General features: G+C 72.3%; 25 protein-coding genes. 8 read left to right on the top strand and 17 right to left on the bottom strand.

Features of this window, described 5'->3' with window-relative positions; translation table 11 throughout:
• Positions 1–32: 32 nt before the first annotated feature.
• Positions 33–755: a TetR/AcrR family transcriptional regulator gene (locus tag ACIP9H_RS21505; RefSeq protein ID WP_401594005.1), complete on the bottom strand. Its 723-nt coding sequence runs from the start codon at positions 753–755 to the stop codon at positions 33–35.
• A 127-nt stretch (positions 756–882) separates the two neighbouring features.
• On the opposite strand from ACIP9H_RS21505, the gene ACIP9H_RS21500 reads away from it, so the two are divergent.
• Positions 883–1332 (top strand): nitroreductase family deazaflavin-dependent oxidoreductase, encoded by a 450-nt coding sequence (locus ACIP9H_RS21500; RefSeq protein WP_401594008.1) that lies wholly within the window; start codon positions 883–885, stop codon positions 1330–1332.
• Here the strand turns inward: ACIP9H_RS21500 and ACIP9H_RS21495 are convergent.
• Positions 1325–1978 carry a DUF4230 domain-containing protein gene (locus ACIP9H_RS21495; RefSeq protein ID WP_401594010.1) on the bottom strand — a complete coding sequence of 218 codons (654 nt, stop codon included), beginning with the start codon at positions 1976–1978 and terminating at the stop codon, positions 1325–1327. The genes ACIP9H_RS21500 and ACIP9H_RS21495 overlap by 8 nt on opposite strands.
• Before the next feature lie 75 nt (positions 1979–2053).
• Complete coding sequence (locus tag ACIP9H_RS21490; protein ID WP_401594013.1) at positions 2054–3283, bottom strand: geranylgeranyl reductase family protein; 1230 nt, start codon at positions 3281–3283, stop codon at positions 2054–2056.
• A gap of 154 nt (positions 3284–3437) precedes the next feature.
• On the opposite strand from ACIP9H_RS21490, the gene ACIP9H_RS21485 reads away from it, so the two are divergent.
• Complete coding sequence (locus ACIP9H_RS21485) at positions 3438–4799, top strand: dipeptidase (RefSeq protein WP_401594016.1); 1362 nt, start codon at positions 3438–3440, stop codon at positions 4797–4799.
• A 98-nt stretch (positions 4800–4897) separates the two neighbouring features.
• Here ACIP9H_RS21485 and ACIP9H_RS21480 read toward each other — a convergent pair whose 3' ends face one another.
• The gene (locus tag ACIP9H_RS21480) at positions 4898–5938 is read right to left on the bottom strand and encodes an NUDIX domain-containing protein (RefSeq protein ID WP_401594019.1); all 1041 of its coding nucleotides are present in this window, start codon (positions 5936–5938) and stop codon (positions 4898–4900) included.
• Between the two features lie 370 nt (positions 5939–6308).
• Positions 6309–7316, bottom strand: a complete 1008-nt coding sequence (locus ACIP9H_RS21475; RefSeq protein ID WP_401594022.1) for an ROK family protein — start codon at positions 7314–7316, stop codon at positions 6309–6311.
• An 86-nt stretch (positions 7317–7402) separates the two neighbouring features.
• Here ACIP9H_RS21475 and ACIP9H_RS21470 point away from each other — a divergent pair, with 86 nt between their 5' ends.
• Positions 7403–8389 (top strand): LacI family DNA-binding transcriptional regulator, encoded by a 987-nt coding sequence (locus ACIP9H_RS21470; protein ID WP_401594031.1) that lies wholly within the window; start codon positions 7403–7405, stop codon positions 8387–8389.
• A 199-nt stretch (positions 8390–8588) separates the two neighbouring features.
• Here ACIP9H_RS21470 and ACIP9H_RS21465 read toward each other — a convergent pair whose 3' ends face one another.
• The 5 genes from ACIP9H_RS21465 to ACIP9H_RS21445 all read right to left on the bottom strand — a co-directional run bounded on the left by ACIP9H_RS21465 (position 8589) and on the right by ACIP9H_RS21445 (position 13225).
• Positions 8589–9863 (bottom strand): DUF6986 family protein, encoded by a 1275-nt coding sequence (locus ACIP9H_RS21465; protein ID WP_401594024.1) that lies wholly within the window; start codon positions 9861–9863, stop codon positions 8589–8591.
• A gap of 154 nt (positions 9864–10017) precedes the next feature.
• Positions 10018–10980, bottom strand: a complete 963-nt coding sequence (locus tag ACIP9H_RS21460) for an electron transfer flavoprotein subunit alpha/FixB family protein (RefSeq protein ID WP_401960210.1) — start codon at positions 10978–10980, stop codon at positions 10018–10020.
• Between the two features lie 44 nt (positions 10981–11024).
• The gene (locus tag ACIP9H_RS21455; protein WP_401594340.1) at positions 11025–11810 is read right to left on the bottom strand and encodes an electron transfer flavoprotein subunit beta/FixA family protein; all 786 of its coding nucleotides are present in this window, start codon (positions 11808–11810) and stop codon (positions 11025–11027) included.
• Between the two features lie 200 nt (positions 11811–12010).
• Entirely contained in the window at positions 12011–12616 is a 606-nt protein-coding gene (locus ACIP9H_RS21450) for a flavin reductase family protein (protein ID WP_401594337.1), read from the bottom strand.
• Between the two features lie 195 nt (positions 12617–12811).
• Positions 12812–13225, bottom strand: coding sequence for a TlpA family protein disulfide reductase (locus tag ACIP9H_RS21445; protein WP_401594334.1), 414 nt, complete (start codon positions 13223–13225; stop codon positions 12812–12814).
• An 87-nt stretch (positions 13226–13312) separates the two neighbouring features.
• Here ACIP9H_RS21445 and ACIP9H_RS21440 point away from each other — a divergent pair, with 87 nt between their 5' ends.
• The 3 genes from ACIP9H_RS21440 to ACIP9H_RS21430 all read left to right on the top strand — a co-directional run bounded on the left by ACIP9H_RS21440 (position 13313) and on the right by ACIP9H_RS21430 (position 16038).
• Positions 13313–13729, top strand: coding sequence for a DUF4395 domain-containing protein (locus tag ACIP9H_RS21440; protein ID WP_401594331.1), 417 nt, complete (start codon positions 13313–13315; stop codon positions 13727–13729).
• 142 nt (positions 13730–13871) lie between these two features.
• Positions 13872–14612 carry a lysophospholipid acyltransferase family protein gene (locus ACIP9H_RS21435; protein WP_401594328.1) on the top strand — a complete coding sequence of 247 codons (741 nt, stop codon included), beginning with the start codon at positions 13872–13874 and terminating at the stop codon, positions 14610–14612.
• Between the two features lie 352 nt (positions 14613–14964).
• Positions 14965–16038 carry a DUF3048 domain-containing protein gene (locus ACIP9H_RS21430; protein WP_401594325.1) on the top strand — a complete coding sequence of 358 codons (1074 nt, stop codon included), beginning with the start codon at positions 14965–14967 and terminating at the stop codon, positions 16036–16038.
• Positions 16039–16041: 3 nt separating this feature from the next.
• Here ACIP9H_RS21430 and ACIP9H_RS21425 read toward each other — a convergent pair whose 3' ends face one another.
• A complete protein-coding gene (locus ACIP9H_RS21425; protein WP_401594322.1) occupies positions 16042–16437 on the bottom strand; it encodes an STAS domain-containing protein in 396 nt (131 codons plus the stop codon).
• A gap of 134 nt (positions 16438–16571) precedes the next feature.
• Positions 16572–17738 (bottom strand): M24 family metallopeptidase, encoded by a 1167-nt coding sequence (locus ACIP9H_RS21420; RefSeq protein ID WP_401594319.1) that lies wholly within the window; start codon positions 17736–17738, stop codon positions 16572–16574.
• 76 nt (positions 17739–17814) lie between these two features.
• Here ACIP9H_RS21420 and ACIP9H_RS21415 point away from each other — a divergent pair, with 76 nt between their 5' ends.
• Positions 17815–18441 (top strand): uridine kinase, encoded by a 627-nt coding sequence (locus ACIP9H_RS21415; RefSeq protein WP_401594316.1) that lies wholly within the window; start codon positions 17815–17817, stop codon positions 18439–18441.
• 381 nt (positions 18442–18822) lie between these two features.
• Positions 18823–20727 carry an AAA family ATPase gene (locus tag ACIP9H_RS21410; protein ID WP_401594313.1) on the top strand — a complete coding sequence of 635 codons (1905 nt, stop codon included), beginning with the start codon at positions 18823–18825 and terminating at the stop codon, positions 20725–20727.
• A 69-nt stretch (positions 20728–20796) separates the two neighbouring features.
• On the opposite strand, the gene ACIP9H_RS21405 is transcribed toward ACIP9H_RS21410, so the two are convergent.
• The 5 genes from ACIP9H_RS21405 to ACIP9H_RS21385 form a co-directional block, all read right to left on the bottom strand.
• Positions 20797–21894, bottom strand: coding sequence for a hemolysin family protein (locus tag ACIP9H_RS21405; RefSeq protein WP_401594310.1), 1098 nt, complete (start codon positions 21892–21894; stop codon positions 20797–20799).
• Positions 21891–23231, bottom strand: a complete 1341-nt coding sequence (locus ACIP9H_RS21400) for a hemolysin family protein (protein ID WP_401594307.1) — start codon at positions 23229–23231, stop codon at positions 21891–21893. Before ACIP9H_RS21400 ends, ACIP9H_RS21405 begins: the two co-directional genes overlap by 4 nt.
• Before the next feature lie 135 nt (positions 23232–23366).
• Positions 23367–23873 (bottom strand): PH domain-containing protein, encoded by a 507-nt coding sequence (locus ACIP9H_RS21395; RefSeq protein WP_401594304.1) that lies wholly within the window; start codon positions 23871–23873, stop codon positions 23367–23369.
• Positions 23870–24724, bottom strand: coding sequence for an ATP phosphoribosyltransferase (hisG, locus tag ACIP9H_RS21390; RefSeq protein ID WP_401594301.1), 855 nt, complete (start codon positions 24722–24724; stop codon positions 23870–23872). Before hisG ends, ACIP9H_RS21395 begins: the two co-directional genes overlap by 4 nt.
• A 117-nt stretch (positions 24725–24841) precedes the next feature.
• Complete coding sequence (locus tag ACIP9H_RS21385) at positions 24842–25114, bottom strand: phosphoribosyl-ATP diphosphatase (RefSeq protein WP_401594298.1); 273 nt, start codon at positions 25112–25114, stop codon at positions 24842–24844.
• Positions 25115–25143: the final 29 nt, after the last annotated feature.

The raw sequence follows: 25143 nt of genomic DNA, 5'->3' as shown, positions 1-25143 counted from the left end.
GGGTCGGCGTCCGATCACGGCGGTGACCTCGTCTACTCCCCCGGGAGTACGGGGTCGCTGCGCAGACCGGCCTGGTGCGCCAGAGCCGCCATCGCGTGGTCGAAGAACTCGTCCCGCGCCTCGACGACATTGTTGAACTGGCCGAAGAGCTCGAAGCCGATGAGGCCGAAGAGCTGGGCCCATGCGGCGATCAGCGCCGGGAGCGCCTGCGGTGGCAGGTCCTGGTCCAGATCCTTGACGAGCCGCCAGGCGTCGGCGCGCACCCCTTCGCTGATCGGCGCGTCCGGCGCGGGCAGGGCGAGCCGGCCGGTGGCGTGGGCCCTTTCCGCCACCGTGAGGAGCACGAGCGCGACCCGGGAAGCCGGGCCGATGGTGTCGAGCGGGGCGTTGTAGCCGGGCACCGGAGAGCCGTAGATCAGGGCGTACTCATGGGGATGTTCCAGCGCCCAGCCGCGCACGGCACGGCCGACGACGGTCCAGCTCGTGACGGGGTCGGCGTCCCCCACGCCCTCGAACGCGGTCTCGGCGGCGGCGCCGACGGCGTCGTAAGCGTCGACGATCAGCGCGGTGAGCAGCACGTCCCGGTTGGGGAAGTAGCGGTAGAGGGCCGAGGAGACCATGCCCAGCTCCCGGGCCACCGAGCGGAGCGACAGACGCGCGGCTCCCTCGTCGGCGAGTTGCCGGCGCGCTTCTTCCTTGATGGCGGCGGTCACTTCGCCGCGAGCCCGTTCCCTGGCCGTCTTGATCACACCCATGCGGATCAGTGTAAACGGATCGGAGAGATCGACCAAGATTCAGAGCAGTGCTCTTGCTTTTGCCTCACCGACTGCTGCACACTGTTCTCAGACGAGAGCACCGCTCACACTTTTCGGAGGAGTCACCGTGTCCGAGCACGTCATGAAGCCGGGTTGGTTCACCGTCCACGTCTTCAACCGCTTCGTCGCCTGGCTCACCCGGCGCGGTCTGAGCGTGTGGGGTTCGCGCGTGCTGGCGGTCAAGGGCCGCAAGAGCGGGGAATGGCGCCGTACGCCGGTGAACCTGCTCACCGTGGACGGGGAGCGCTTCCTCGTCGCTCCCCGCGGCCACGTCCAGTGGACCCACAACATGCGGGCCGCCGGTGGCGGTCAACTCCTGCTGGGCAAGAACGTGGAGGAGTTCACCGCCACCGAGGTGGCCGACGATGTCAAGCCCGAGGTGCTGCGTGCCTACCTCAAGCGCTGGAAGGCGGAGGTCGGCGTGTTCTTCGGAGGCGTCGGGCCCGATTCCACCGACGAGGAGCTGCGCGCGATAGCCCCCAAGCACCCCGTCTTCCGGATCACGGCCGTCAGCTGAACCGGACCTCCACCTTCTCGAACCCTAGCGAGATCAGCAGACGCTCCAGCATGGCGCGGGTGTTGGTCTCCGCCCGCTTCGCCAGCTCCGTCTGCTTGGCCGCGTCCTGGATCTTCTTCGCTGCCAGCTGCTGGATCTGCTGCTCGTCATTGGGGTGCGAGGAGAAGAAGTCGCCAAGACGGTCGAAGAAGCCCCGCTCCTCGGCGACGATGTAGGAACGGTCGGGGTCGAGCGAGGTGCGCTCCAACTGGGCGTGCGGCAGGGTCAGCACCGCCGACTTGCGGTCGTCGGTGATCTCGACGCCCTTAGGGCCCACATCCCCGAGGTCCACATAGGCGTCGACGCTGCCTGCGCCGACGTAGAGCGTGCGCCGGCCGCGCACGGCGTCGGGGAGGAACTTGGCGTCCTTCTCCAGGTCGACGACGACCTGGAAGTCGCCGCTGGCTCCCTCGAAGCGGTTCATGTCCTGGATCGCCTTGAGCACCACCGGGCCGGTGCGGTCGTGGGTCTCCTCGGCGAACGGGTTGGGCAGGCCGGGTATCAGGTCGGCTTTGGCGACCAGCAGCAGCAGGCCCGCCAGCACTATGAGCCCGGTCAACCACCGGGCCCACCAGGGCAGTCGGCCTTCTTCATTCCTCAACGGCATGTCAGGGCTACCTCCAAGAAGGTGTCTGCCCCTCAACACCCTCTTTAAGGCAGGCAGTAGATGGACAGATGAAGATCAGGAGCGGTCGAAAGACTCTAGCGCACGACGGGCCAGCGGATGGGTGCGAACGATCTCGGCGAGCGAGGTCGAACCGCGAGTGATGCGGGCGAAGGTGTTCCACGCCGGCGGGAGGGTGGTGAGGGCGGCATGCAGCAGACCGGGGCGCTTCTCGAAGATGCCGAGCATGCGTCGGCCCACCCCCATCTCCACCCCGAGTCCGGCCTTGACCGCGAACGCGTAGTTGAGCGCCTGGCGCCGGGCGTCGACCGCGTCGTGCGACTCGGAGATGCGCACCGCCCACTCGCCCGCGAGGCGGCCCGACCGCAGGGCGAAGGAGATGCCCTCGCGGGTCCAGGGCTCCAGCAGGCCCGCGGCGTCGCCGCAGACCACCACCCGGCCGCGGGAGAGCGGGGAGTCGTCGGCACGGCAGCGCGTCAGGTGCCCGGAGGAGATGCTCGGTTCGAACCCGGCCAGACCGAGCCGGCCGATGAACTCCTCGAGATAGCGCTTGGTGGCACCGCCGTCACCGCGCGCGGAGATCACACCGACCGTCAGGGTCTCGCCCTTCGGGAAGACCCAGCCGTAACTGCCCGGCAACGGGCCCCAGTCGATCAGTACGCGGCCCGCCCAGTCCTCGGCCACCTCCGGGGGGACCGGGATCTCGGCCTCAAGGCCCAGGTCGACCTGGTCCATCTTGACGCCGACATGGGCGCCTATGCGGCTGGCGGAGCCGTCGGCACCGACGACCGCCCGCGCGAGCACCGTCTCGCCGCCTGCGAGCACCACCGCGACCGTGCGCCGGTCGGGGACGGAGGTGCCGTGCTGCTCGACCCGGGAGACGGCGGCGCCCGTACGCAGCTCGGCGCCCGCGGCGACGGCCGCCTCGACGAGCTGGGCGTCGAACTCGGGCCGGTTGATCAGCCCGAAGAGCATGTGCCGGGACCGGCGGGTCCGCGTGAGGCGGCCGTTGAGGCTGAAGGTGACCGCGTGCACACGATCCTGCAGCGGAAGTTCGAAGCCTGGCGGAAGGGCGTCGCGGGAGGGTCCGATGATGCCGCCGCCGCACGTCTTGTAGCGGGGCAGTTCGGCCTTCTCCAACAGCAGGACGCGGCGTCCGGCCGTGGCCGCGGCATAGGCCGCGGACGCCCCGGCGGGCCCCGCCCCGACCACGACGACGTCCCACACCGATGCGTCCTCGGCGCCGTCCGCCGAACCGCCGTCCTGCGCCTGGTACTCGCTGCTCACGTGCTCCCGCTCCCGTCCGACCCGCAGGCTGCTGTCACCCCTGCTCAGCGCATCCTAATCCGCGGGTGCGCGGGCACGACTGTGGCACCATCGATCCCGAGCACCTGTACACGATCCACGCGTTCGACCGAACACGCACCCACAAGGAGCGCCCATGTCCGCCGCACCACTCGCCGCAACCGTCGCCGCCCTCATGCCGCGGGCCCGGGCCGAGCTGGCGGAGCTGGTGGCGTTCCGCTCGGTGGCCGACCCGAGGCAGTTCCCGAAGAGCGAGTGCGAGCAGGCCGCGCAGTGGATCGCGGACGCCCTGACCGAGGACGGTTTCCAGGACGTCGCGCTGCTGGACACCCCCGACGGCACGCAGTCGGTCTACGGCTACCTGCCCGGCCCTGAGGGCGCGCCCACCGTGCTGCTCTACGCGCACTACGACGTGCAGCCGCCGCTGGACGAGGCGGGCTGGCTGTCCCCGCCCTTCGAGCTGACGGAGCGCGACGGCAGGTGGTACGGGCGCGGCGCGGCCGACTGCAAGGGCGGTCTGATCATGCACCTCATGGCCCTGCGCGCGCTGCGTGACAACGGCGGGGTGCCGGTCGGCGTGAAGATCATCGCCGAGGGGTCCGAGGAGCAGGGCACGGGCGGCCTCGAACGCTACGCCGAGGAGCACCCCGAACTGCTCGCCGCCGACGCGATCGTCATCGGCGACACCGGCAACTTCCGCTGCGGCCTGCCCACCGTCACGGCCACGCTGCGCGGCATGGCGCTGGTCGAGGTCAAGGTGAGCACGCTCCAGGGCAACCTGCACTCCGGTCAGTTCGGCGGCGCCGCGCCCGACGCGCTCAGCGCCCTGATCCGCATCCTGCACACGCTTCACGACGAGACCGGGGCCGCCACGGTCCAGGGGCTCGCCATGGACGCCTCGTGGGACGGGCTGCAGTACCCGGAGGAGGACTTCCGCGGCGACGCCAAGGTCCTCGACGGTGTCTCCCTCCTGGGCGGCGGCACGGTCGCCGACCGCGTCTGGGCCCGTCCCTCGGTCACCGTGCTGGGCATCGACGCCCCGCCCGTCGTGGGCGCCACCCCGTCCGTCCAGGCCACGGCGGCCGCCAAGGTCAGTCTGCGCGTCCCGCCGGGTGTGGACGCCCAGGAGGCCGCGGATCTCCTCATCGCCCACCTCAAGGCGGCCGCCCCCTGGGGTGCCCACGTCGAGGTCACCCAGACCGGCAGCGGGCAGGCGTTCAGCGCGGACACCTCCAGCCCGGCGTACTCGGCCATGGCCGAGGCCATGCGCGCCGCCTACGGCAAGGACCTCGAGATCGCCGGCATGGGCGGCTCCATCCCGCTGTGCAACACCCTTGCCACGCTCTACCCCGAGGCGGAGATGCTGCTCATCGGGCTCAGCGAGCCCGAGGCGCAGATCCACGCGGTCAACGAGAGCGTCTCCCCGGAGGAGCTGGAGAAGCTCTCGCTCGCCGAGGCGCTGTTCCTGCGCGGCTACGCCGAGAGCAAAGCCGTCTGACAGCCGTCCCGGTCAGGCCCGGCCGGGCGCCGGCGCGTTCTCGCGTCGGCTTGCCCGGCCGGGCCTCCGGCGCCGGGCAGGCCCGGCGCCGTCCCGGGTCAGGCGCCCACGGGCACTCCCGCCTCCAGGTTGAGCACGGTGGCGCGCTCACGGGCCCGCAGAGCCCAGCGAAGGCGCGTCAGCCGGACGGGCGGGAGCATGGCGGCGGCCTCGTCCTCGGTGGCGAAACGCCAGCCGCGCAGTTCCGCCCCCGGCAGAAGCAGCCGCTCGGCCTCGGCGGCGCCGAGGCGGCCGCCGTCGAAGAGCAGCCGCAGGCCTCCGTAGCCGGGCGGCAGGGGCGGTTCCCAGTCGACCACGAGCAGACGGGGAACCGTGGGCAGGTGCAGGCCGAGCTCCTCCGCAACCTCGCGCATCCCGGCCCGGGCGGGAGCCTCACCGGGCTCGACGACCCCGCCGGGGAACTCCCATCCGGGCTTGTAGGTGGGGTCGACCAGCAGCACGCGGTCCTCCTCGTCGAAGAGGAGCACGCCCGCGGCGAGCGTCTCCGACGTGGGCTCCGGGGTCTGCACGATGTCGCAGACGCCCTCGCCCTCGCGTATCGCCTCGGCGACACGCTCCGCGGTGGCCCGCGGGTTCAGGCCGTCGGTGTCGACGACAAGGGCGTCCGCGGTGAGCCAGGGCAGCGCCTCGCGATAGGCGGCGAGCTGGTCCAGGCACCAGGCGCGCACCTCGGCGCTCGCTCCGGGGTCGCCCGGGATCTCCGCGCGTTGCTCGATCCGCTCCCGCAGAACCGTTTCCTCAGCATCGAGCACAAAGTGCCGCACCTCGATTCTGCGGGCGGCCAGGCCCCCGAAGATCTCGTCCCGGTACTCCTGCCGCAGCAGCGTCATCGGGACGACCAGCGGCCCGCCGCCGATCTCGCTCAGCAGCGCGGCGGCCGTGTCGACCACCAGCCGCCGCCAGCAGGGCAGGTCCTGGTAGTCGGAGACCTCGCCCAACCGCTTATCGGGGAGCATGAGCCGCAGCCCGGTGCCGATGAGTTCCGGGTCGTAGAGCACGCTTCCCGGCAGCAGATCGAGCAGTTCGCGTGCCGCAGTGGTCTTGCCCGCGCCGAACGTGCCGTTGAGCCAGACGATCACGGTGCCCCCTCTTCCGTAGCCCGGTAGCCCCCTACGAATTGCCCGGATCATCGGCGTCGGCAAACGCGCAGACCCGGCCATCGGCGCATACCGGCGGCCTCAGAACCCGCGTACCCCGAGCTCAGCCCTTGTCGGCCTCCAGGTTGAACCGGGCCGTGAACCGCCGACTCGGGGCCAGGTGACCGCGGAGGCGGCGAACGGCAGTACTGGGAACACCGGTGCGGCGGCGAGCACGACCGCCCGGAGGGCATCGACCCGCCACCGGAGGCGGTAAGCGTCCCCCCGTCCATCGGCCTGATATCGGGCACGAGCTGAGGACGAGGACCGTGCGGGCGCGGCGGGGCACCCAGGCCGGGGCACCCCCTGGCCGTCAGCGCACCGCGCCGAACGCCTCCAGCCCCAGCGCCTCCCCGGCAGCCGCGGCGGCGCCCACCAGGCCCGCGTCCGTGCCGAGCACCGCGGGGACGACCTTCACGCCGGCCGCGAACGACAGCGTGGCATAGCGGCGCAGATGGGTACGCAGGGGATCGAACAGCAGTGCCCCCGAGCCGGCGACGCCTCCGCCGATCACGGCGATGTCGATCTCCACCAGCGTCGCGGTCGCGGCGATGCCCGCAGCCAGCGCCTGTGCGGCGCGGTCGAAGGACGCCAGCGCCACCGCGTCCCCGGCGCGGGCTGCACGGGCCACGGCGGCGGCGTCGGCCGCCTCTCCGGCCGCCGGGAGCCAGCCCGCCTCCTGGGCGCGGCGCACGATGTTGGGCCCGCTCGCCAGCCGCTCGACACAGCCGCGGCCGCCGCAGGGGCACAAGTCGCCGTCGAGATCCACGCTGATGTGGCCGATGTGGCCCGCGTTGCCGGTCGGCCCGGGGTGCAGCGCCCCGCCGAGGACCAGGCCGCCGCCGACCCCGGTGGAGACCACCATGCACAGGGCGTTGTCGTGACCGCGCGCCGCACCCTGCCAGTGCTCGGCGGCGGTGATCGCCATGCCGTCGCCGGTCAGCACGACCGGCAGTCCGTCCACGCGCGCGGCGACCTCCGCCACCAGCGGATAGTCGCGCCAGGAGCCGATGTTGACCGGGCTGACCGTGCCGCGCGAGGCGTCGATCGGACCCGCGCTGCCGATGCCGACGGCGACGACGCGCGGCCACTCGGCGGCGGCGCGCAGCTCGTCGAGCACCTCGGCGACCGAGCCCATCACGGTCTCCGCGTCCCGGTCGGCTCGCGTCGGACGCAGGGCGCGCAGCAGCAGCCGCCCCTGGGGATCCACCAGGGCGCCCGCGATCTTCGTGCCCCCGACGTCGACGGCGGCGACCAGCGGACCCCGGTCGGCGGCGTGCAACGGCGGTGCGGTGGGTTCAGCTGTGCTCTCGAACGGCATGGGCGTAGTGTCGCCCTTTGTTGACAACGTTGTCCAGCCCATAGGATCCGGGCGTGACCGATATTCCGCGAACCGCCCGGCCCACCATGAAGGACGTCGCCGCTCGGGCCGGTGTCGGCCTGAAGACCGTCTCCCGCGTCGTCAACGAGGAGCCGGGGGTCACCGACGACACGATCGCCCGGGTACAGGCCGCCATCGACGCCCTCGGCTTCCGCCGCAACGACAGCGCGCGCCTGCTGCGGAAGGGCCGGACCGCCAGTATCGGGCTCGTCCTGGAAGACCTCGCGGACCCCTTCTACTCGCCGCTCAGCCGCGCCGTCGAGGACCTCGCCCGCGCGCACGGGACGCTGCTGTTCACGGGGTCCAGCGCGGAGGACGCCGAACGCGAGCAGGAACTTGTGCTGGCGTTCTGCGCCCGGCGCGTCGACGGGTTGGTCATCGTCCCGGCGAGCGAGGACCACCGCTACCTGGAGCCGGAGATAGCGGCAGGGGTCGCCACGGTCTTCGTCGACCGGCCCGCCGGGGGCATCAACGCGGACGTGGTCGTCAGCGACAACGCCGGGGGCACCCGCGAAGGCGTCGCGCACCTCATCGCCCACGGGCACCGGCGCATCGGCTTCATCGGTGACCTCCCCCGCATCCACACGGCCGCGGAGCGCCTGCGCGGCTACCGCGAGGCCATGGCGGACGCCGGGCTCCCCGTCCACGACGGCTGGGTCTCCTGCGGCACGACGGTGCCGGAGCGCGTGCGCTCGGAACTCGACCGGATGCTGGCCGGGCCGGAGCCCGTCACGGCGATCTTCGCGGGCAACAACCGGATCACCGTGACCGCGGTACGGGTGCTGGCCGACCGCCCGCAGCTCGTCGCGCTCGTCGGCTTCGACGACTTCGAGCTCGCGGACCTCCTCCGGCCCGCGATCACCGTCGTCGCCCAGGACCCGGCACAACTCGGCCGAACCGCCGCACGGTTGCTCTTCCAGCGGCTCGACGGCGCCGTGGGTACGCCCGACCGGCTCGAACTCCCCTGCCGGCTCATCGCCCGCGGCTCGGGCGAACTCCCGCCCATGGCCTGACGGCGGCCGTCCCGAGCGGCCCGGCACCGGGCCGCTCACCGGCCCGTGGGCCTAGGAGGATCTCGGCGGCTTCTTGCCGCAGACAGTCGCGGCGACGCTCTGAAGGTTCGTTCGGCGCGCACACGAGCCTCGGCGGACCTGCCCGGAGCCCTCGTCGTGCATCGGGGGCCCCGAGCAGGCTCAGGATCCTGCGCCGCCGTCAGCGCGTGCGTCCCGCCAGTACGTCGAGGTCGCGCCGCGAGAGTCCCGCGGCGGCGGTGACCTCGTCCGGGTCGACGGCGCCGCAGTCGAGGCCGCGGAGGAGGTAGCCGCTCAGGGCCCTGGCGGTGGCGGGCTCGTCCATGATGTCGCCGCCGGCCCGGGCCACGTACGCCGCGAGGCGGGCGGCCGCCGCGGGGAGGCCCTCGCGGTAGAAGGCGTAGACGGCGGCGTAGCGGGTGGGCAGATGCCCGGGGTGCATGTCCCAGCCCTGGTAGTAGGCACGGGCGAGGGAGCGGCGGACGAGGCCGTAGTGCAGGCGCCAGGCGTCGTGGACCTGCGCGGTGGGCCCGACGGGGAGGACGTTCGTCGCGCCGTCGGAGAGCCGGACGCCCGTCCCCGCGGCGGCCACCTGCATGACGGCCTTGGCGTGGTCCGCGACAGGGTGGTCCAACGACTGGTGGGCCGCGCTGACCCCGCAGGCCGCGCTGTAGTCGAAGGTGCCGTAGTGCAGTCCCGTGAGCCGGCCCTCGGCCGCGTCGATGAACCGGGCGACGGTGGCGGTGCCGTCGGGGCCCAGGACGGACTGCGTCGTCTCGATCTGGATCTCGAAGCCGATCCGCCCCGCTTCCGGACCGCGTGCCTTCTCGAACTCCTCCACCAGCCGCACCATCGCCGTGACCTGCTGGGGGAACGTCACCTTCGGCAGGGTGAGCACGAGCCCCCGGGGCAGTTCCCCGGCGTCCATGAGGCCGGTGAGGAAGATGTCCAGGGTGCGGATCCCCCGGTCCCGTACGGCCGCCTCCAGGCACTTCATGCGGATGCCGACGTACGGGGGCGCGCTGCCGTCCGTCACGGCGGCGTTGACGAGGCGTGCCGCGGCGGCCGCGTCGGCGTCCTCCTCCGCGTCGGGCCGGGGGCCGTAGCCGTCCTCGAAGTCGATGCGCAGGTCCTCGACGGGTTCGCGCCGCAGCTTGGCGCGGACGCGGTCGTGCACGGCGGCAGCGGACTCGGGCGGCAGGGCGAGGACCTCGGCGAAGGAGTCCGCGTCCGGCGCGTGCTCGTCGAGGGCGGCGAGGGCGCGGTCCCCCCAGGTCCGCACGGTGTCCGCGGCGAAGACGTCGGCGGGGACGTAGACGGTGTGCACGGGCTGCCGGGTGCCCGGGTCCCCGGGGTAGCGGCGGGCGAGTTCGGCGTCGACACCGGCCAGGGACGCACCGATGTCCTGGCGTACCGCGTCGCCGAGCGAGGTGCGGACCGTCCCGTCCTGCGTCATCTGCCGCCCTCCAACGCTTCAACAATTCGTTGAAGCAACGCTAGGTGTGCCTCGCCGGGCCGTCAATGACGTGCGGAGCCCCCGTGGTGCCGGGTGGCGCCACGGGGCTCCGTCGCGGCGGGCTGTGAGGGAGCCGCCCGCGGGGAAACGAAGATCAGCCCTTGCGGGCAGTGACCTCCTCGGTCAACTGCGGCACCACCTGGAACAGGTCACCCACCACCCCGAAATCCACCAACTCGAAAATCGGCGCCTCCGGATCCTTGTTCACCGCCACGATCGTCTTCGACGTCTGCATCCCCGCCCGGTGCTGAATCGCACCCGAGATACCCGCCGCCACATACAACTGCGGCGACACCGACTTACCCGTCTGACCCACCTGATTCGCGTGCGGATACCAGCCCGCATCCACCGCCGCACGCGACGCACCCACCGCCGCACCCAACGCATCCGCCAACGCCTCGACCACGGAGAAGTTCTCCGCACCCCCCACACCACGACCACCCGAGACCACGATCGCCGCCTCCGTCAGATCCGGACGACCCGTCGCCTCCCGCGCCGTCCGCGACACCACCCGCGCACCCGTAGCCAGCGCACCGAAGGTCACCGCAAGCTCCTCCACCGCACCCGCCGCCCCGACAGCCTCCACCGGCGCCGAATTCGGCTTCACCGTGATCACCGGCACGCCGGACGTCACCCGCGAACGCGTCGTGAACGACGCAGCGAACACCGACTGCGTGGCCACCGCACCCCCATCACCGGCCACCACATCCACCGCGTCCGTGATCAAACCCGACCCCAGCCGCAACGCCAACCGCGCCGCGACCTCCTTGCCCTCACCCGACGACGCCACCAGCACCGCCACCGGACCCACCACCTTCGCGGCCGCCTCCAAAGCATCCACCTTCGGCACCACCAAATACTCCGCGAACTCCGAAGCCTCACTCACCAGCACCCGCACCGCACCATGCGCACCCAGCACACCCGCAGTCGACCCAGCACCAGCACCCAACGCCACCGCCACCGGCTCACCCAGCCGACGCGCGATCGTCAACAACTCCAGCGTCGGCTTACGCACCGCACCATCCACATGGTCCACAAAGACCAGGACTTCACCCATCAGAAAACTCCCAGCGGATCAGAAACGAAGACTGCGACGACTGCTCAGATGAACTTCTGGCTCACGAGGAACTCCGCGAGCTGCCTGCCGCCCTCGCCCTCGTCCTTCACGATCGTCCCGGCCGAACGCGCCGGACGCGCCGCCGCCTCCACAACCTCGGTCCACGCACCCGCCAGACCGACCTGACCCGCATCGATCCCCAGGTCCGACAGGTCCAGGGACTCCACCGGCTTCTTCTTCGCCGCCATGATCCCCTTGAACGACGGATACCGCGCCTCACCCGACTGGTCCGTCACCGACACCACCGCCGGCAACGCCGCCTCCACCTGCTCACTGGCAGTGTCACCGTCCCGGCGCCCCGACACCGTCCCACCGGCGACCGCCACCTGCGACAGCAACGTCACCTGCGGCACACCCAACCGCTCCGCCACCAACGCCGGCACCACACCCCCGGTCCCATCGGTGGACGCCATCCCCGTCACCACCAGATCGAACCCCACGTGCTCGACCGCCTTCGCCAGCACCAGCGACGTCGCCATCACATCAGACCCGTGCAAGCCCTCGTCCTCGACATGCACCGCCTTGTCCGCACCCATCGACAACGCCTTGCGCAACGCGTCCTTCGCATCCTCAGGACCCACCGTCACCACCGTCACCTCAGCATCCCCCGACGCCTCCGCGATCTGCAGCGCCTGCTCCACCGCATACTCGTCCAACTCCGACAGCAGCCCGTCCACCGCATCACGATCCGTCGTCAGATCCCCCGCGAAATGACGATCCCCCGTCGCATCGGGCACGTACTTCACCGCTACAACGATCCTCAAGCTCACGTGTGCTCTCCTACTACTGCGTCGGGGTACGTCAACTGCCCAGTAAGGGCAGCATAGGCGCCTTGGACGGCTGCTCCCCGCCGGGACGCTGCGGCGCTCCGGCAGAAATATTACTCGCCAGTACAGTCCGCCCCCTCCCCCTTCGCAAGGGTGGTGGACTGTGACGTTGCCGACGCGGCCGGGCGGCTCCGCGGCCATGCTCAGTGGCGCAACGTGTTGAATCTGCCCTGGTGGTAGAGGAGCGGCCGGGCGGGGCCGTCCGGGGCGCCGGCGACGGCCTGCGCGATCACGACGCGGTGGTCGCCGGCGGGTATCCGGGACACGACGCGGGCGACGAGCCAGGCCGAGACGTCCTCCAGCAGGGGCACGCCGTACGGACCGGGGGCCCACGCCGTGGGCGGGGCGAAGCGGTCGGCGCCGCTGCGGGCGAAGGTGGCCGCGAGGTCCTCCTGGTGCTCGCCCAGGATGTGGACCCCGAGGTACGCGGCATCGGCGACCGTCCGCCAGGCCGAGCCCGTGGTGCTGATGCCGAACGACACGAGGGGGGGTTCCGCCGAGACGGACGTGAGCGAGGTGGCGGTGAAGCCGACCGGGCGCGTGCCGGCCGCGGTGATGACGGCGACGCCCGCGGCGTGGCGGCGGAAGACCGAGCGGAAGGCGTCGGAGCCGAAGACGTCGGACGCCGGGCTCTCCTCGCCGGCGGCGGATCCCGGGGAAACGGGAACAGCGCCCTCCGGGTGCGCCGCTGCGGGCAGTTCGGTCGGGGCGGGACTGGCCTGGGTGCCGAGATCGGGGGACGCGGTCATGGAGTTGTCCTCTTGGTGCTGTCGAGCCGGAGGCGTGCTGGCTTGCGGATGCTCAGCGGCGGTGACAGCGGGCGCTCGCGTGCCGACCGAGGTCGACGTCGAAGCGGGCGAAGAGAAAGAGGTCTCGCGACATAACGTCAGACTGACAATCAGGGTGCCGCGCCGTCAAGAGCGCACGGAGGGGTGGGACGGGCGTCATACCGCGGCGCCGAGGGCCGCGATGACGTCGGCCTTGCGGGGCTGCCCCGCCGCGCGCCGGACGATCGCGCCGTCCGCGTCGAGCACCAGGACGGTCGGGGTCTTGAGGATGCCGAGCCGCCGGACGAGGTCGAGGCGCGCCTCCGCGTCGATCTCGACGTGCGCGACCCCGTCGACCATCCGGACGACGTCCTCCAGGGTGCGTCGCGTCGCCCGGCAGGGGGCGCAGAACGCGCTGGAGAACTGGACGAGCGTGGCCCGCTCGCCGAGCGCCGCGCCGATCTCACCGGCCGTCAGCAGTTCCGCGGTGTCCTTGTCCCGCACACGTATCCTTCCGTCGCGCCGCCGGTGCACCAGTCCGAAGACCCCGGCCGCGGCCAGCACCGCGACGCAGACCACCAGTCCCGTCATGTCCGTCCTCCCCGCGATTGCAGCGTTCACAGGACTGCCATGATTCCCGGGGGTCCAGCCGGGCCGCCGTCCGGAATCATGACTGCCATGAGCACTCACGCCATTGATGCCCGAGGACCGCGGTTCGCCGCAAGCCTGACGACGGTCGTGCTGGCCGCCGTTCTCGTCACCGGCAGCGGCTGGCTGCTCGCCGTCCAGGCGCTCGTGTTCGCGGTCGGTGCCGCGCTGGGTGTGCAGCACTCACCCTATGGCCTGCTGTTCCGCACGGTGGTCCGCCCCCGGCTGGGCCCGCCGACCGAGACCGAGGACCCGGCGCCCCCGCGCTTCGCGCAGGCGGTGGGTCTGGTGTTCGCGGTGATCGGGCTGGTCGGCTGGTTCGCCGGCCCGCAGTGGCTGGGGATGGCGGCTACCGGTTGCGCGTTGGCGGCGGCGTTCCTCAACGCGGTGTTCGCCTACTGCCTCGGCTGCGAGATGTACCTGCTGGTGCGTCGTACGACCGGGTGACGTGATGAGAATCTCGCCCGGGCGCGGGCACGCGGGATGACACGGCACCCGTTTACGGTGCACGATCAGCCCGCGGTCGCAAACCTACGGCCGCGTAACTTCCACCGGGGGCCACCCCCTACGAAGAAAAGGGGCCCCACGCATGGCCGAACTCGTCTACCCACCCGTCATCGGCTTCGCGCGCACGATGTTCCGGGTGCAGGGCCTGCGCTTCGACATCTCCGGTACGGAGCACGTGCCGCGCAACGGCGGCGCGCTGCTGGTCAGCAACCACATCGGCTACCTTGACTTCATCTTCGCGGGTCTCACGGCGCTCCCTGCCAAGCGCCTGGTGCGCTTCATGGCCAAGGAGTCGGTGTTCCGGCACAAGGTGTCCGGGCCGCTGATGCGGGCGATGAAGCACATCCCGGTGGACCGTTCGGAAGGCATGCACGCGTACAAGCACGCCCTGTCGGCGCTGCGTTCCGGCGAGATCATCGGGGTCTTCCCCGAGGCGACGATCTCGCAGTCGTTCACGCTCAAGTCCTTCAAGTCGGGCGCGGCGCGCCTGGCGATGGAGGCCGGGGTGCCGCTGCTGCCGGTCGCCCTGTGGGGCACCCAGCGCATGTGGACCAAGGGGCAGCCGCGCCAGCTCGGCCGCAACCGCTTCCCGATCTCGATCCGCGTGGGCGAGCAGATGGAGGCGGGCGAGAACGAGAAGCCCGGTGCGCTCACCCGCCGTCTGCGCCTGCGCATCCAGGAGTTGCTGGAGGACGCGCAGCGCGCCTACACCGGCCGCCCGTCCGGTCCCGACGACCACTGGTGGCTGCCCGCGCACCTCGGCGGTACCGCGCCCACCCCCGAGGCCGTGGCCGCCCAGGAGCGGACCGCCGCGGAGGGCTGACAGGGCGCCCGCGCTGCGGCGTCATCGCGTGCGGCGGACCAACGGGCGTCGATCCCGGGCTTGTTGCCGCGCCGGTCCCGATGGGCGGCGTGCGCGCCGTACGACGCATGGAGGCATGGTCGGCCCCGGCATAGTCATGCGGAGCCGGGGCCGCCGCTTGCCGGCGCTTGCCGCCGCCTCCCGCCGGGCGGTCGTATCGCGCACGGCCGAGCACCCTGTCCGCCGCCGCCCGGTCGGCCGACGTGGCGCTCTGGGGAACCGGCTCCCTGTGACGGATACTGGAAAAGGCAAGGCAGTTCGGCAATTGATTTTCCTGTAGCGGTATATCTATGCAGTCCGAGAGGTGGCTGTGGTGGACCGTGGAGGAAGACGCGCCACGAACCCGACCGTCACGGGCGCACTGGCCGTGCTCGCGGTGCTGGCCGTGCTGATCGTGCTCGTCTGGGGGATACTCGCCCGCCACGGCGGCCCTGACCGGGCGTCGGACGCGCCCGGCCGCGGCACTCCCCCGGCGGCCACGCCGTCCGCGTCCCCGCTGCCGTCCCGGTCGGCCGTGGGCGAGCGCTCGCCGTTCACGGGACTGCCGCAGGACCGGGCCCACCCCGTGCTCGCCGTGAAGATCGACAACGTCGGCCCGGCCCGGCCGCAGACCGGGATCGACCGGGCCGACCTGGTGTACGTGGAGGAGGTCGAGGCGGGACTCACCCGCATCCTGGCCGTGTTCTCCGGGCCCCCCGCCGACCTGCCGGACCGCGTGGGGCCGGTGCGCAGCGCACGCGAGTCGGACCTGGAGCTGCTGCGCCAGTTCGGCCGGCCCGCGCTCGCCTTCTCCGGCGCGCAGAGCAGGCTGCTGCCGGTGATCGCGGCCGCACCGGTGCACGACGTCTCACCCGCCCACGCCGGTGGGGCCTACGCGCGCGACGGCTCCCGTCCCGCGCCGCACAACCTCTACGCCTCTCCGGCGCGGCTGCTCGCCGCCGCCCCGGACGCCTCGACCGCACACGACATCGGCTTCCGCTTCGGCCCCGCGCCCTCCGGCGGCACGGCCGCGACCACCCGCACCGTCCGGTTCCCCGCCGGTTCGGCCGGCCTGCGCTGGTCGGCCGAACGTCAGCGCTGGCTGGTCTCGTTCGACGGCAGGCCCGCCTCGGCGACGGGCTCGGGGCAGCTCGGCGCGCCGACGGTCGTGATCCAGTACGTGACCGTGCGTGCCTCGCGCTACCACGACCGCTGGGGCAGCATCTCGCCGTACAGCGAGACCGTCGGTTCGGGCGACGCGGAAGTGCTGCGCGACGGGAAGGCGTTCCGGGCGCACTGGTCGCGTCCCGAAGCGGACGACGGGACGCGGTTCACCACCGGGCAGGGCGCGCCGATGGCGTTCGCGCGCGGCCCGGTGTGGATCGTGCTGGCGCCGCGTCCCTCGTAGACCTCAGGCGATCGCGCCCCCGGTGGCGGCCGACGGGCCGGGGGTGCCGCGTGCGGCGAGCGCCGAGGCGAGGTCGGCGTGGACGGTGAAGACCCCGGTCGTCCGCGTCAGCCGTAACAGCCGCAGCACGGGCGGGTTGTCGGCGACGAGGCCGAAACGCCCGCCGCGCTCCAGAGTGCGCCGGCGTGCGCGGATCAGCACGGAGAGGCCGCCGCAGTCGAGAAAGCCCACCCCTCGCAGGTCCACCACGAGGTCGAGGTGCGGCCCGGCGCATGCCTCGTCCAGGCGTGCGCCGACGCTTTCCCCCGCGTACAGATCGAGCTCCCCCCACACCTCCACCACGGTGGCGCCGCCCACCACCCACTGACGCACCCCGAAGTCGTGCTCGTTGTCGAACAAAGCCGGCCCCCCGACTCCCGCACCCTGCTGGGCCCCTGACGCTCCGGCGTACGCCGCGCGCATTTCGGCGCGCCGCGCACACCCCCGTGCGTCCGGGATACCCCCCAGCGGTACCCGGCGTCAACACATCGGGACTAACCCGGCAGGACCACCAGTTCCCGGGCGGTCTGGTTGAGCCGCTCCCCGCCCTCGGCGGTGCAGACCGCGATGTCCTCGATGCGGGCGCCGAAGCGGCCCGGCAGGTAGATCCCCGGCTCGATGGAGAAGGCCATGCCGGGCTCCAGGGGTCGCGCGCTGCCCGCCACGATGTACGGCTCCTCGTGGGTCTCCAGGCCGATGCCGTGGCCCGTGCGGTGGATGAAGTGCTCCCCGTACCCGGCCGCGGCGATGATGTCCCGCCCGACGGCGTCCAGTTCCTCCGCCGTCACCCCCGGGCGAACGGCCTGGGTCTGGGCCTGCTGGGCGGCGAGCAGCACCTCGTACAGCTCACGGAACTCCGCGGGCGGCTCGCCCACGGCGTAGGTGCGGGTGGAGTCGGAGCAGTAGCCCTCCTGCGTGGTGCCGCCGATGTCGACCACGACGGGGTCGCCGCCGCGGATGACGCGGTCGGAGACCTCGTGGTGCGGGCTGGCGCCGTTGGGACCGGAGGCCACGATCACGAAGTCGACCGTGGTGTGGCCCGCTTCGAGCACGGCCTCGGCGATGTCGCGGGCGGCCTCCCGCTCGGTGCGCCCGGCGGTGACCCACTCGCCGATGCGGCGGTGCACGCGGTCGATGGCGGCGGCGGCGCGCCGCAGCGCGTCGATCTCGGCGGGTGTCTTGCGCATGCGCAGTTCCCGCAGCACCTCGCCGGCCAGGCTCTGCTCGGCGCCGGGCAGCGCGGCGCGCAGGGCGAGCACCTTCTCCGCCCACATGTGGTTGTCGACCGCGACGCGACCGCCGCCCGCGGTCCGCGGCAGACGGCGGGCGACGAGCGCGTACGGGTCCTCGGTCTCGGCCCAGCCGACGATCTCCACGCCGAGACTGCCGAGCGGCGAGAGCTCGGCGCCGGGCTTCTCCAGTTCCGGCACGACGAGGAAGGGCTCGCCGAGCACCGGCAGCGCGATGCAGACCAGGCGCTCGGTGAGATGGGCGTGGTAGCCGGTCAGATAGCGCAGATCGGGCCCGGGGGACACAAGGAGCGCGTCGAGGCCGGCGTCTGCGGCGGCCTTGCGGGCCAGTTCGAGGCGTTCGGCCGGGTAGAGGGGCGCCGAGGGGGCGCCATGGCCGGGAGCAAGGGGGGTGTCGGTCACGACTCTCACCGTAGACGCCCCTGGCGCCCGGCGCAGGCCGCCCGCGTCGGCCGCCCGCGTCGGCGCAGGTCGTAGGCTTGCCAGGATGGACGATCACACCGCTCCCGATCCGCTCCCGGCGCTCGCCGCCCTGCTGCGCTCGCTGCCGCCGTCCTGCGGGCCGGTGCGGCTGGTCGCGGTCGACGGGCACGCCGGCGCCGGGAAGACGACCTTCTCCGCCGCGCTGTCCCGGGCGCTCGGCGGGGCGCCCGTGGTGCACCTGGACGATCTGGCCACCCATGACGAGCTGTTCGCCTGGACGGACCGGCTCCGGGAACAGGTGCTGGAACCGCTGAGCCGGGGCAGGACGGCGCGGCCCGCGAAGTACGACTGGGTGGCGCGGCGCTTCGGCCCGCTCGTTGAAGTGCCCCCGGCACCGGTGGTCCTCGTCGAGGGAGTGGGCGCGGGACGTCGGGCGGTGCGGCCGTGGCTGACGCGCACCATGTGGCTGGACGTGCCCCGCGACACGGCCAGGGAGCGCGGTGAACGGCGGGACGGCCCGCAACTCGCCGGTTTCTGGGCCGGATGGATGCGCGCGCAGGACGCCCATTTCGCCGCCGACCCCACGCGTCCCTTCGCCGACCTGCTGGTGCGGCAGGTGGCAAATGGGTACGAGATACGTGAATCACCCTCCGGAACACCCCTGGCGCACACGGCCACTCACCCAGCGTGACCACGCTCGGCGGCCGCGCCGGCCCCCTCCGGCAGGCCCCCGGGCGGGGCTCCGGGGCGGCTTGACCCGGGGGCCGTACAGGACTTACGTTCTGAATGCGCGGTCATGTACGACCGCCCCACGACGCGAAGCCCCCGGTTGTTCCCCCGTGACCGGGGGCTTCGTTCTGCCCTGGACGGGTGATCCGGCCCCGTACGGCAGCGAATTGCTCACCCAACGTCACGGTCCGCGTGGCTCTACGGCCTGTCCCGCCTGCACGGGTACCATGCGATCGGGGTGCGAGGAGATGCGTCCGCGGTGCGCACCCTGTATCAACTCCCGCCCCGGGACGTGTGGTTGGGGCGGTGGGAGACACCGGGGGGAACGGTTGGTGGGGACCTGATGGATTTCGGCACGGAACACCCCGGCTCCCCTGCCGATCTCGCCTGGGTGCGGGCAGTGGACGCCTACACCATGGGTGCGTACGCCCAGGCCGAGGAGGAGTTCCGGGCGGCCGTCCGGCTCGACCCGGGCATGGCCGACGCCTGGCTCGGGCTGCACGCCCTGCGTGCGGACACCGCCACCGCGCTGCTGCAGATGTACCGGCACCGCGACCGCTTCGGCGAGCAGCGCCGGGCCCGCCGCCGCTCCATGAACTCCTGGTACTGGCTGGGCTGGTGGGTGCAGCCCGTCCTGGAGACCCGGCGCGACCTGCTGCTCGCGCACGCCTCGCACTGGCTCGACGGACGCCACATCGCCGAACTGGACCGGGCGCTGGCCGAGTGCCCGCCCGTCGACACCGACCCGCACGTCCGCTTCCTGCACGCCTGCCGGGCCTACCTGGTCAAGGACTGGGACCAACTGGTGCGCCACACCGAGCCGTTGCTCGGCGACGGCGTCCTCGGCATCGAGGCGGGCCTGTTCGGCGGCATGGCCAGGGTGCGTCTGGAGCTGTACGGACAGGCGGAACCGCTGCTGGTCACCGCGCTGATGCGGTGCCGCAGCGAGCAGCCGCAGCGCAAGGAGCTGCGCTACTGGCTCGCCCGCGCCTACGAGGGCACCGGCCGCACCGCCGCCGCGCTGCCGCTGTACCGGGCCGTGCACCGCGTCGACCCCGGTTTCATGGACACCTCCGCACGCCTCACGGCCATCGACGAGGCGGACGGCCTGGGCGACGAGTCCGCCGACTACGCCTCCGTGGCCATGCCGGGCTTCGGGCAGACCGCCCCCGAGGGGCTGTTGCCCGACCCCGATCCCCTGGACGCGCGCGGCGGCACGATGGGCGTCGCGGGCGGCGGTACGGGCGGCTCGGTGCTGGACGACCCGCTCGGCGGCACCGGCCCGATCGACGACGACATCCGGGAGAAGGCGGTCCTGCCCGTCTCCCCCATCGCGCCCCAGGTGCCGGTGATCGCGCCCGACCCGGTGCTGCTCGCCCAGGCGCTGGCGGAGCTGGACCGCATGGTGGGTCTCGAACCGGTGAAGCGCCAGGTCCGCGCGTTGTCGGCGCAGCTGCGCATGGCCCGGCTGCGTGCCGGGCAGGGTCTGCCGGTGCAGCCCCCGAAGCGGCACTTCGTCTTCTCGGGACCGTCGGGCACGGGGAAGACCACCGTCGCCCGCATCCTCGGCCGGGTCTTCTACGCCCTGGGGCTGCTCGGCGGCGATCATCTGGTGGAGGCCCAACGGGCGGACCTGGTCGGGGAGTTCCTCGGCCAGACCGCGGTGAAGGCCAATGAGCTGATCGACTCCGCCCTCGGCGGGGTGCTGTTCGTGGACGAGGCGTACGCCCTGTCCAACTCCGGCTACAGCAAGGGCGACGCGTACGGCGACGAGGCCCTCCAGGTGCTGCTCAAGCGCGCCGAGGACAACCGCGACCGCCTCGTGGTGATCCTGGCGGGCTACCCGGAGGGCATGGACCGCCTGCTGGCGGCCAACCCGGGGCTCGGTTCGCGCTTCACCACCCGCGTCGACTTCCCGAGCTACCGCCCGCAGGAGCTCACGGACATCGGCGAGGTCCTCGCCGCCGACAACGGCGACCGGTGGGACGAGGAGGCGCTGGAGGAACTGCTGGCGATCAGCGGCCATGTCGTCGACCAGGGCTGGATCGACGAACTCGGCAACGGGCGCTTCCTGCGCACGCTCTACGAGAAGAGTTGCGCCTACCGGGATCTGCGCCTGTCCGGCTACGCGGGCCCGCCGTCACGCGACGACTTGTCGACGTTGCGGCTGCCCGATCTGATGCAGGCGTACGGCGAGGTGCTGTCGGGCCGCGGTCCGGGGCTGTCTCCGCCGGAGCCGCTGGACTGAGGGTTCCGGGCCGGCCCGTACGGCCCGCGCACGAAGAAGGGCCCGGGCGGTCGCCCGGGCCCTTCCGCGTCAGCTCGCCAGCGCCTGGGAGGCGTGGACGCTCTCCCGCTCGGGAGCCGCGGGCTCCCGGTCGGCGTCCGTCTCCCGGTGGGCCGGGTCGCGGACCTCGCCCACCAGCATCTCCAGTACGTCCTCCAGGGCGACCAGCCCCAGCACCCGCCCGCTCGCGTCCGCGACCGCCGCCAGGTGCGACGCGGCGCGCCGCATCTGGGTCAGCGCGTCGTCCAGTGGCAGCTCGGCGCGCAGGGTGGCCATCGGCCGCCAGAGCCGCGAGGGCACCGGGCGGTCCGGGTCGTCCAGGTCGAGGACGTCCTTGACGTGCAGATAGCCGAGGTAGACACCGTCCGGCCCGGCCACCGGGTAGCGGGAGTAGCCGGTGCGGACCGTCAGCTCCTCGATCTCCGCGGAGGTGACCGTCGCATCGACCGTGACCAGTTCCTCCGGGGCCAGCAGGACGTCGGTGACCGGGCGGCTGCCCAGCTCCAGCGCGTCCTCCAGGCGTTCCTGCGCGTCGTCGTCGAGGAGTCCGGCCTGCCGGGCGTCCTCGACGAGCGCGGTCAGCTCCTCGCTGGTGAAGACCGCGTCGATCTCGTCCTTGGGCTCCACCCGGAACAGCCGCAGGATGATCCTGGCGCTCCAGCCCAGCACCGCGATGACGGGCCGGAACAGCCGGGCGAAGCCCACGAGGCCCGGGCTCAGCCAGAGCGCGGTCTTCTCGGGCGCGGCCATGGCCAGGTTCTTCGGCACCATCTCGCCGATGACCAGGTGGAGGAAGACCACCACGGCCAGGGCGATCACATACCCCGCCGGATGGACCAGGCCCTCCGGGAGGTGGACGGCCACGAAGAGCGGCTCCAGCAGATGGGCCACGGTCGGCTCGGCGACCGCGCCCAGCGTCAGGGAGCACACCGTGATGCCGAACTGGGCGGCCGCCATCATCTGCGGCAGGTTCTCCAGACCGTGCAGCACGGTTCTGGCGCGCCGGTGGGTGCCGGCGAGGGGTTCGATCTGGCTGCGCCGTACGGAGACCAGCGCGAACTCGGCACCGACGAAGAAGCCGTTGCCCAGCACCAGCAGGGCGGCGAGGAACAGTTGCAGGAAGCTCATCGGTCGCGCTCCTGCCCCGCCTGCGGCTCGTCGAACCCGACGCGCACCAGGCGAACCCTTTCGGCACGGTGGTGCGCCACTTCGCGCACCCGCAGCTCCCAGCCGGGCAGCACTGCCGTGTCACCCGGTTCCGGGATGCGTTCCAGCAGGTCGGCGACGAGACCGGCAACGGTCTCGTACGGGCCCTCGGGCGCCTCGAGTCCTATGCGCTCCAGCAGGTCCACGCGGCAGCCGCCGTCGGCGTCCCACGCGGGCCGGCCGCCCTCGGCGGGCACCTGGGCCAGCTCCGGGAGGTCCGCCGAGTCGTGCTCGTCGCGGACCTCGCCGACGAGTTCCTCGACGATGTCCTCCAGGGTCACCACGCCGGCCGTGCCGCCGTACTCGTCGACCACGACGGCGATCGGCTGCTCGCGGCGCAGCCGCTCCAGCAGCGGCTGGACGGGCAGCGTCTCCGGGACGAGCAGCGGCGCCACCGTGATGCGCCCGACCGGGGTGCGGTCGCGCTCGTGGGCCGGGACGGCGAGGGCGTCCTTCAGGCTCGCCATGCCGACGATGTCGTCCAGCCGCTCCCGGTAGACCGGGAAGCGGGACAGCCCGGTGGCCCGGGTGAGGTTGACCACGTCGGCGGCGGTGGCGGTGTCCTGGAGGGCACTGACCCGCACGCGCGGTGTCATCACGTTCTCCGTCGTGAGGTCGCCGAGCGAGATCGTGCGGACGAAGAGATCCGCGGTGTCCTGCTCGATCACCCCCGCCTGCGCGGAGTGCCGGGCGAGGGAGACCAGCTCGGTCGGGGTGCGGGCGGAGGCGAGCTCCTCCGCCGGTTCGACGCCGAGGGCGCGCACCAGGCGGTTGGCGGCCGCGTTGAGCAGTTCGATCACCGGGCGGAACGCGGCGGAGAAGACCCGCTGCGGTCCGGCCACGAAACGGGCCACCTGGAGCGGGCGGGAGACCGCCCAGTTCTTGGGCACCAGTTCGCCGACGACCATCTGGACGGCCGAGGCGAGGATCATGCCGATGACCACCGCGATGGCGGGCGCGGCCCCGGAGGGCACGCCGACCGCGGTGAGCGGCCCGGACAGCAGGTGGGCCAGCGCGGGCTCGGCGAGCATGCCCACGACCAGCGAGGTGATCGTGATGCCGAGCTGCGTGCCGGAGAGCTGGAAGGAGAGCTTGCGCAGCGACTCGACGACGCTGAGCGCCCGTCGGTCGCCCTCGGCGGCCGCGCGTTCCGCAGCCGGCCGCTCCACGGTCACCAGGCCGAATTCGGCGGCGACGAAGAAGCCGTTCGCGAGGATGAGGACAAAGGCTGCCCCGAGGAGCAGCAACGAGGTGTTCATGCCGCCGCTCCGGGATGTCGGTGCGGAGGGGCGGCGCAGGTACTACCGGACGGTCCGTCCATCGTGGCTTGGGTGTCACTCCTCGGGTCGTTGCGGGGTTCCAGAGTAATGAAGAATCGGGGCGGGGCGGCAGGTCTACTGCGCCGAGGTCCCGCCCGAGCCGTGGACCTCGGCCAGCGCGCGCAGCCCCCGCGCGTCGCGCAGGGCGCCGGCGCGGCCGATGCCGGGCTGAATGCCCATGGCCGCCAGGCTCGTTCCATCGGCCAGATCGAGGTAGACCCAGGGATCGCCGGGGCGCAGATTCACCCGGATCACCTGCGCCCATTCCAGTCGGCGCCTGGTGGTGAGATTGACCACGGTGACGCCGTCGCGGTCGGCGACGACCTTGGGACGGCTGAGCAGCACGAGCACACCGGTGACGAGCACACCGGTGAGGACCATCCAGGCGCGGTCCGAGGTGTGCCAGGGCCGGGCCCCGTCGGAGGGCAGCAGGACGGCGATCGCGACGAACGCCGCGAGCAGCCCGGCACCCAGGGTCAGCAGCACCGCGCGGGTACGCGTGGGCCGGAAGGTGACGGGCAGCTCGGGGAGGTCCGCGGACACGGCGGGGCCGGCGGCCGGGGCGCGATGGGCGGGGTTCACAGGCGGCAGGCGTGGATGCCCGTGGTCAGGATCGCCCGGGCCCCCAGGTCGTAGAGCTCGTCCATGATCCGCTGGGCGTCCTTGCTGGGGACCATGGCGCGCACGGCGACCCAGCCCTCGTGGTGCAGCGGGGAGACGGTGGGCGACTCCAGGCCGGGCGTCAGGGCGATGGCCCGCTCGACGTGCTCGACCCGGATGTCGTAGTCCATCATCACGTAGCGCCGGGCCACCAGGACGCCCTGGAGGCGCCGCAGGAACTGCTGCACCTTCGGCTCGGCCGTCGTGTCGGCCTTGCCGGTGCGGCGGATGACGACGGCCTCGGAGTCCAGGATCGGCTCGCCCACGACCTCCAGGCCCGCGTTGCGCAGCGACGTGCCGGTCTCCACGACGTCGGCGATGACCTGCGCGACACCGAGCTGGATGGCGGTCTCGACCGCGCCGTCCAGCCGGACGACGGAGGCCTCGACCGAGTGGTCGGCCAGGTGCCGCTGAACGACCGTCGGATAGGACGTGGCGATCGTCAGGCCCCCGAACTCCTTCACGTCCGTCACCGTGCCCGGCACGGTGGCGTAGCGGAAGGTGGAGCGGGCGAAGCCGAGCTGGAGGATCTCCTCGGCGTTGGCGGCCGAGTCCAGCAGCAGGTCGCGGCCCGTGATGCCGATGTCGAGGCGGCCGGAGCCGACGTACACGGCGATGTCGCGCGGGCGCAGGTAGAAGAACTCGACGTCGTTCTCGCCGTCGACGAGGACGAGTTCCTTGGTGTCCTTGCGCTGCCGGTAGCCGGCCTCATGCAGCATCGCCGACGCAGGTCCGGACAGTGAACCCTTGTTGGGGACGGCGATGCGCAGCATGAGCGAGTTCCTTTGCAGCTCGGCGTAGGGCGGGACGGAGGGACCGGAAGAACCGGAATGACGAGAAGGACGAGAAGGACGGTGAGGTCGGGGAGGGGACGCGCAGGGTGGCGCTGCTCACAGATGAGCGTATACGTCGTCCAGGGCGATGCCCCGGGCGACCATCATCACCTGCAGGTGGTACAGCAGCTGGGAGATCTCCTCCGCGGTGCGGTCGGCGCCCTCGTACTCGGCGGCCATCCACACCTCTGCGGCCTCCTCGACCACCTTCTTGCCGATCGCATGCACGCCCTTGCCGACCAGTTCGGCGGTGCGGGACGTGCTGGGGTCGCCAGTGGCGGCCTTCTGCTGGAGCTCCGCGAAGAGCTCCTCGAATGTCTTCTTGGCCATGGTGGTCCCACCCTACGCGGAACTGCCCT

This window comes from Streptomyces sp. NPDC088732 (genome assembly GCF_044751205.1).
In the GTDB taxonomy this organism is placed as follows: Bacteria; Actinomycetota; Actinomycetes; order Streptomycetales; family Streptomycetaceae; genus Actinacidiphila.
Note: the sequence above shows the minus strand (reverse complement) of the source record. Positions and strands in the feature narration are given on the sequence as shown.

What these genes read in the sequence shown, in the direction of transcription:
- ACIP9H_RS21505 (WP_401594005.1), bottom strand. Translation starts at nt 755, where the DNA reads ATGGGTGTGATCAAGACGGCCAGGGAACGGGCTCGCGGCGAAGTGACC.
- ACIP9H_RS21495 (WP_401594010.1), bottom strand. Translation starts at nt 1,978, where the DNA reads ATGCCGTTGAGGAATGAAGAAGGCCGACTGCCCTGGTGGGCCCGGTGG.
- ACIP9H_RS21485 (WP_401594016.1), top strand. Translation starts at nt 3,438, where the DNA reads ATGTCCGCCGCACCACTCGCCGCAACCGTCGCCGCCCTCATGCCGCGG.
- ACIP9H_RS21475 (WP_401594022.1), bottom strand. Translation starts at nt 7,316, where the DNA reads ATGCCGTTCGAGAGCACAGCTGAACCCACCGCACCGCCGTTGCACGCC.
- ACIP9H_RS21470 (WP_401594031.1), top strand. Translation starts at nt 7,403, where the DNA reads ATGAAGGACGTCGCCGCTCGGGCCGGTGTCGGCCTGAAGACCGTCTCC.
- ACIP9H_RS21465 (WP_401594024.1), bottom strand. Translation starts at nt 9,863, where the DNA reads ATGACGCAGGACGGGACGGTCCGCACCTCGCTCGGCGACGCGGTACGC.
- ACIP9H_RS21460 (WP_401960210.1), bottom strand. Translation starts at nt 10,980, where the DNA reads ATGGGTGAAGTCCTGGTCTTTGTGGACCATGTGGATGGTGCGGTGCGT.
- ACIP9H_RS21450 (WP_401594337.1), bottom strand. Translation starts at nt 12,616, where the DNA reads ATGACCGCGTCCCCCGATCTCGGCACCCAGGCCAGTCCCGCCCCGACC.
- ACIP9H_RS21445 (WP_401594334.1), bottom strand. Translation starts at nt 13,225, where the DNA reads ATGACGGGACTGGTGGTCTGCGTCGCGGTGCTGGCCGCGGCCGGGGTC.
- ACIP9H_RS21440 (WP_401594331.1), top strand. Translation starts at nt 13,313, where the DNA reads ATGAGCACTCACGCCATTGATGCCCGAGGACCGCGGTTCGCCGCAAGC.
- ACIP9H_RS21435 (WP_401594328.1), top strand. Translation starts at nt 13,872, where the DNA reads ATGGCCGAACTCGTCTACCCACCCGTCATCGGCTTCGCGCGCACGATG.
- ACIP9H_RS21415 (WP_401594316.1), top strand. Translation starts at nt 17,815, where the DNA reads ATGGACGATCACACCGCTCCCGATCCGCTCCCGGCGCTCGCCGCCCTG.
- ACIP9H_RS21410 (WP_401594313.1), top strand. Translation starts at nt 18,823, where the DNA reads ATGGATTTCGGCACGGAACACCCCGGCTCCCCTGCCGATCTCGCCTGG.
- ACIP9H_RS21405 (WP_401594310.1), bottom strand. Translation starts at nt 21,894, where the DNA reads ATGAGCTTCCTGCAACTGTTCCTCGCCGCCCTGCTGGTGCTGGGCAAC.
- ACIP9H_RS21400 (WP_401594307.1), bottom strand. Translation starts at nt 23,231, where the DNA reads ATGAACACCTCGTTGCTGCTCCTCGGGGCAGCCTTTGTCCTCATCCTC.
- hisG (WP_401594301.1), bottom strand. Translation starts at nt 24,724, where the DNA reads ATGCTGCGCATCGCCGTCCCCAACAAGGGTTCACTGTCCGGACCTGCG.
- ACIP9H_RS21385 (WP_401594298.1), bottom strand. Translation starts at nt 25,114, where the DNA reads ATGGCCAAGAAGACATTCGAGGAGCTCTTCGCGGAGCTCCAGCAGAAG.